Origin of the sequence: Pseudomonas sp. FW305-28 (assembly GCF_017351395.1) — a bacterium.
Taxonomy (GTDB): Bacteria; Pseudomonadota; Gammaproteobacteria; order Pseudomonadales; family Pseudomonadaceae; genus Aquipseudomonas; species Aquipseudomonas fluorescens_AA.
On record NZ_JACNDD010000236.1, the window covers coordinates 1 to 6256 of the forward strand.

Sequence of the window (6256 nt, forward strand, 5' to 3'; positions counted from 1 at the left end):
GACTTGCACCGACACCGAACTGAACCCCACCAGCAGCGAGACCAGCAGGAACACATTCGGCTGGTCAGTGAACGCCGCCCCCAACAGGCTGGCAATCGCCACCAGCGTGGTGAGAATCATCAATCGACGGTTTTCCAGCAAGTCACCCAACGGCACCAGGAAAAACAGGCCCAGGGCATAACCGATCTGGGTCAGCGAGACGATCAGGCTGGCCATGGTGCTGCTCAGGCCGACATCGGGTGCGATCAGTTCGATGATGGGTTGGGCGTAGTAGATGTTGGCGACAATGGCGCCGCAGCAGAAGGCGAAGAGCAGGACCATGCCGCGGGTCAGGGTGCTGCCGGGCGAGGTGGGTGAATGAGCACTCATGGCAATCTCATCGATCAATTGAAAGGATGGCGTGAGGCTAAAGACTTGCAGGGCTCAGGAACAGGCTTTGCGGCTGATATCAGACATGCCGGGGATTAATGGTAACGATCAGATCCTGTGGGAGCGAGCTTGCTCGCGATAGCGGCTTCATTCCAACATCATTGATGCAGAACAGACCGTTATCGCGAGCAAGCTCGCTCCCACAGGTTTGGACTTGGCTGACAGCCTGGCTTTGAGGCGAGTCGAGCCTTACTGGCCGCTATAGATCTGGTCGAAAATCCCGCCATCATTGAAGTGAGTCTTCTGCACCGTGCGCCAGTCGCCGAAGGTTTTTTCCACGGACAGGAAGTCCACTTTCGGGAAGCGGTCGGTGTATTTGGCCAGTACTGCCGGGTCCCGTGGGCGCAGGTAGTTGGCGGCGGCGATTTCCTGGCCTTCGGGCGACCACAGGTACTTGAGGTAGGCCTCTGCCGCTTCGCGGGAGCCTTTCTTCTCGACGACTTTGTCGACCACGCTGACCGGTGGCTCGGCTTCGGCGGAAACGCTTGGGTAGATCACTTCGAACTGGTCGCGGCCGAACTCGCGGGCGATCATTTCCGCCTCGTTTTCAAAGGTCACCAGCACGTCGCCGATCTGGTTGGTCATGAAGGTGGTCGTCGCGGCGCGACCGCCAGTGTCCAGGACCGGCGCCTGCTTGAACAATTTGCCGACGAAGGCCTTGGCCTTGTTCTCGTCACCGCCATTTTTCAGCACGTAACCCCAGGCCGACAGGTAGGTGTAGCGACCGTTGCCGGAGGTTTTCGGGTTGGGCACGATCACCTGCACGCCATCCTTGAGCAGGTCGGGCCAGTCCTTCAGTGCTTTGGGGTTGCCTTTGCGCACGATGAATACCGTGGCCGAGGTGAACGGCGCGCTGTTGTTCGGCAGGCGGGTGACCCAGTTCTCGGGCACCAGCTTGCCATTGTCCGCCAGGGCGTTGATGTCGGTGGCCATGTTCATGGTGATGACATCCGCCGGCAGCCCGTCGATCACCGAGCGCGCCTGCTTGCTGGAGCCGCCGAACGACATTTGCACGGTGATGTTTTCGTTGTGCTCGGCCTGCCAGTGCTTCTGGAAGGCTGTGTTGTAGTCCTTGTAGAAGTCGCGCATGACGTCGTAGGAAACGTTAAGCAGGGTCGGGGCGGCGTGGGCCAGGCTGCCGAAGGTCAGGCCAACGGCGAGAAGGGAGGCGCCAAAGAAGTTCTTCACTTATACGAATTCCTTTTTATTTGAACGGGGATTCCGGGCAATTAGCCAGCACACTAGCTGCATGCCTATAGACCTTCAAGCATCAAAAAGTGCTTTGCTTATTCCAATTTCTTAAACAGTGCATTGCCACAACGGGAGCAGAAAGCGGCGCCGTGTTCGTGGTTGTTTTTGCTGCACACCGGGCAATCGTGCTTGAGCTGGTCACCGCGCATGGCCGTGGCCAGTTCAGCCGTGAAAATACCCGTTGGCACGGCGATGATCGAGTAACCGGTGATCATCACCAGGGACGACACCACTTGGCCCAGGGGTGTCTTGGGCACGATGTCGCCGAAGCCTACGGTGGTCAGTGTCACGATAGCCCAATAGATACCCTTGGGGATGCTGGTGAAACCGTGCTCGGGGCCTTCGATGACGTACATCAGCGTGCCGAAGACGGTCACCAGGGTCGAGACGCTGACCAGGAACACGATGATTTTCTGCTTGCTCCCGCGCAGCGCCGCCATCAGGTAGTTGGCTTGCTTGAGGTAAGGGCTGAGCTTGAGCACGCGGAAAATCCGCAGCATGCGGATGATCCGAATGATCAACAGGTATTGGGCATCGCTGTAGTACAGCGCCAGGATCCCCGGCACGATCGCCAGAAGATCCACCAGGCCGTAGAAACTGAAGGCATAGCGCAGCGGCTTGGGCGAGCAGTACAGGCGCAGGCCGTATTCGACGATGAAGATGAACGTGAAGCCCCACTCGATAGCCGCCAGCAGGGCCGCATAGTGCTTGTGCACGCTGTCGATGCTGTCGAGCATCACGATCACCAGGCTGGCGAGGATGATCAACAGCAGGGTGCTGTCGAAGCGCCGGCCGGCCACGGTGTCGGTCTGGAAAATGATCACGTAGAGGCGTTCACGCCAGTTGTCGCTGCTTTGCATAATCTTCGCCTGAACCGGAATCAGCGAAGCCTAGGGGGATTGCCCCGTACAGCGCAAGGCGCGATGTCGAGGCTGGCCTGACACCACGCCCGGCCGGTGGCCTGGATCAGCCAGCAGGCGAGGATGAACGGTGCTGTCAGGGGAGGCAGGCCGAGGGCGTTAAAGCCTGGCGTGAGCATGATTGCCAGGACGATGCCCATCAGCGGCAGCCATGGGCGGCGCTGTTGGCTGAGGGCCAGCGCCACCAACACCGGGTTATAGCCGCCCAGCCCGGACAGGGCGGATGCGTTTTCATACTGCGAGAGGGTGAAGGCCAGGCCGACGGCGGAAGCGAACAATGCCCAAGCGCCGGCGCGCCGGTTGGCCAGCAGCAGACCGGCGGCGATCAGCGCACCGGCCGCAGGGTGGCCGAGAAACATGACCTGGCCCAGTCCGCTCAGAAGCGCGGCCAGCAGGTTGTGCAGGGTCATTTCAATCGAGGTGGCGGCGGGCTGCGGCAAGGTGAAACCCATCAGCAGCCAGGCCAGCCCGACAAAGGGCGCGGTGTAGGCGGGCAGGCAGCGAGGGCCTCGGGTGCGCTTGAGCCATTGCTGGGTCAGCATCGCGCTGAGGCCACCTGCGGCGATGATCAACGGTGGCAACAGGACGGACCAGGGCAACGCCAGGCTCAGCAGCAAGCCCAGCAGGATGCCGTTGTAGCTGAACAGTCCGGCTTGCCGGTCGGCCTTGGGGTAACCGCGTCGCTGGGCCGTCAACAACCCGGCCACACCGCCGAGCAACGCGCCGCCGAACAGGGCGGGGGCCGTGAGCAGAATCGCCAACAGGCACAGCAGGCCGCACAGCGGATGGCGCTGGAGAAAGACTTGGCTGAAGCCGTTGAGCAGGGCGGTGGCCCAGTCGGGGCAGTGGGTGTTGGGCATGGTAGGTGTGTGTCAGAGGGATCGAGTCGACTTCATCGCGAGCAAGCTCGCTCCCACAAGGGCACCGCAGCCCCCTGTGGGAGCGAGCTTGCTCGCGATGAGGCCAGTACAGACGCTAGATCAACGTCTCGATGCGCAGCGAGTTGGTCGACCCCGGCTGCCCGAACGGTACGCCCGCGGTGATCAGCAAGGTATCGCCACGCTGGGCCATGCCTTGGGCCTGGGCGATTTCCAGGGCGGTGGAACAGACTTCGTCCACCTGCTTCAACCGATCATTGACCACCGAGTGCACGCCCCAGGCCACCGTCAGGCGGCGGGCGGCCTGCAGGTTCGGCGTGAGGTTGAGGATCGGCACCGTCGGCCGCTCCCGCGCCGCGCGCAGGCTGGAGCTGCCTGATTCGCTGTAGTTCACCAGCACCGCCACCGGCAGGATGCTGCTGATGCGCCGGATCGCGCAGCTGATGGCGTCCGACACCGTGGCCTCGGCTTTCGCTCGGCTGACGTCCAACTGCGCCTGGTAGTCGGGACCGTTTTCCACCTGGCGGATGATCTTGCTCATCATTTGCACGGCTTCAAGGGGGTAATCCCCTGAGGCGGTTTCCGCCGACAGCATCACCGCATCAGCCCCTTCGGCCACGGCGTTGGCAACGTCAGTGACTTCGGCGCGGGTGGGCGCCGGGGAAAAGCGCATCGACTCGAGCATCTGGGTGGCCACCACCACCGGTTTGCCCAGGGCGCGGCAGGTGCCAATGATGTTTTTCTGAATCTGCGGCACGCTTTCGGCCGGGACTTCGACCCCCAGGTCGCCGCGGGCGACCATGATCGCGTCGCTCAATTCGGCGATTTCCCGCAGTTGGGCCACCGCCGACGGTTTCTCGATCTTCGCCATCAGGAACGCCTTGTTGCCGATCAGCGCGCGAGCCTCGCGGATGTCCTCGGGCCGCTGCACGAACGACAACGCTACCCAGTCCACGCCCAGCTCCAGGCCGAAACTCAAGTCGCGCCGGTCCTTGGCGGTCAACGGGCTCAGGTCGAGCACGGCCTGGGGCACGTTCACGCCTTTGCGGTCCGACAGCTCGCCGCCGTTGAGCACTTCGGTGTCGATGGCGTCGCGGTGCCTGGCGGTCACGCGCAGGCGCAACTTGCCGTCGTCCAGCAGCAGGTCCATGCCGGGCTCCAGGGCCGCGATGATTTCCGGATGGGGCAGGTTGACCCGGCGTTGATCACCCGGCGTCGGGTCCAGGTCCAGGCGCAGGGCCTGGCCCCGTTGCAGCAGGACCTTGCCGTCTGCGAACTGGCCAACCCGCAGCTTCGGGCCTTGCAGGTCCATCAGGATGCCCAAGGGGTAATTGAGCTGCTGCTCGACGTCACGAATCCACTGGTAGCGCTGGGCGTGGTCGGCATGGTCGCCGTGGCTGAAGTTCAGGCGGAAGATGTTCACGCCGGCCTGTACCAGCTCGCGGATGTCATCGATGCCTCGGGTGGCGGGGCCGAGGGTCGCGAGGATCTTGACCTTTTTATCAGGCGTCATGTTGGGGGTTCTCGAGGATCAGGATGGCGCGAAAGTCGTTGACGTTGGTGCGGGTCGGTTCGGTGACGATCAGCGCATCCAGGGCGGCGAAGTAGCCGTAGCCATTGTTGTTATCCAACTCGTCGCTGGCGCACAGGCCCAGTTCGGCAGCGCGGCGATAGCTGTCCGGGGTCATGAGGGCGCCGGCGTTGTCTTCGGAACCGTCGATGCCGTCGGTGTCGCCAGCCAGTGCATAAATGCCGGGATGGCCCTTGAGGCTGTCGGTCAGGCTCAGCAGGAATTCGGCATTGCGCCCGCCACGGCCATCGCCGCGCACGGTGACGGTGGTTTCGCCGCCGGAGAGAATCACGCACGGCGCCGCCAGCGGCTGGCCGTGCAGGGCGATTTGCCGGGCAATGCCGGCGTGGACTTTCGCCACCTCCCGGGATTCGCCTTCCAGGTCGCCGAGGATCAACGGGCTGAAACCGGCTTGGCGAGCCTTCACCGCTGCGGCTTCCAGGGATTGCTGGGGACGGGCGATCAATTGGAAGTGGCTGCGGGCCAGGCTCGGGTCGCCGGGCTTGACGGTTTCCGACGCTGGGCTGTGCAGCCAGTCGCGCACCGACGCCGGCACATCGATGTGGTAGCGCTGGAGAATCGCCAGGGCTTCGGCCGATGTACTGGGGTCGGCCACCGTGGGGCCGGATGCGATGACCGTGGCCAGGTCACCCGGCACATCGGAAATCGCGTAGGTGTACACCGTCGCCGGCCAGCAGGCCTTGCCCAGGCGCCCGCCCTTGATTGCCGAGAGGTGCTTGCGCACGCAATTCATCTCGCCGATGGTCGCACCGGACTTGAGCAAGGCTTTGTTGATCGATTGCTTGTCGGCCAGGGTGATGCCTTCGGCTGGCAAGGCGAGCAGGGCGGAGCCGCCGCCGGACAAGAGAAAGATCACCCGGTCGTCTTCGCTGAGATTGCTCACCAGCTCCAGGACTCGCTGGGCCACGGCCAGGCCCGCGGCGTCAGGCACCGGGTGGGCGGCTTCCACCACTTCGATTTTCTGGCAGGGCGCGCCATGGCCGTAGCGGGTCACCACCAGGCCGGACACTTCACCCTGCCAGCAGCGCTCGACCACTTGCGCCATGGCCGCCGCGGCCTTGCCGGCGCCAATGACGATCACTCGGCCGCTGCGGTCGCTGGGCAGGTAGTGCTCAAGGACGTGGTGCGGATGGGCCGCATCGATGGCTGTGGCAAACAGCTCGCGCAGCAGTTGTTGCGGATCGACC

Annotated in this window: 6 protein-coding genes; all 6 read right to left on the bottom strand. The window is 63.4% G+C overall.

The genetic code is table 11. The features are described from left to right. Positions 1 to 369, bottom strand: a 369-nt coding sequence (locus tag J4E53_RS29430; protein ID WP_207268259.1) for an MFS transporter, incomplete at its 3' end; no start/stop codon positions are given. 249 nt (positions 370 to 618) lie between these two features. Continuing rightward, positions 619 to 1617: a sulfate ABC transporter substrate-binding protein gene (locus tag J4E53_RS29435; protein ID WP_060741142.1), complete on the bottom strand. Its 999-nt coding sequence runs from the start codon at positions 1615 to 1617 to the stop codon at positions 619 to 621. Positions 1618 to 1715: 98 nt separating this feature from the next. After that, a complete protein-coding gene (locus tag J4E53_RS29440; protein WP_060741143.1) occupies positions 1716 to 2540 on the bottom strand; it encodes an ion transporter in 825 nt (274 codons plus the stop codon). Between the two features lie 20 nt (positions 2541 to 2560). Next, on the bottom strand, positions 2561 to 3460 hold the full coding sequence (locus tag J4E53_RS29445) for an urea transporter (protein ID WP_103311272.1): 900 nt from the start codon (positions 3458 to 3460) through the stop codon (positions 2561 to 2563). A gap of 115 nt (positions 3461 to 3575) precedes the next feature. Then, entirely contained in the window at positions 3576 to 4991 is a 1416-nt protein-coding gene (gene pyk / locus J4E53_RS29450) for a pyruvate kinase (RefSeq protein WP_103311273.1), read from the bottom strand. Further along, on the bottom strand, positions 4981 to 6256 hold a 1276-nt coding region (locus J4E53_RS29455; RefSeq protein ID WP_207268260.1), incomplete at its 5' end, for a glycerate kinase. The genes pyk and J4E53_RS29455, both read right to left, overlap by 11 nt.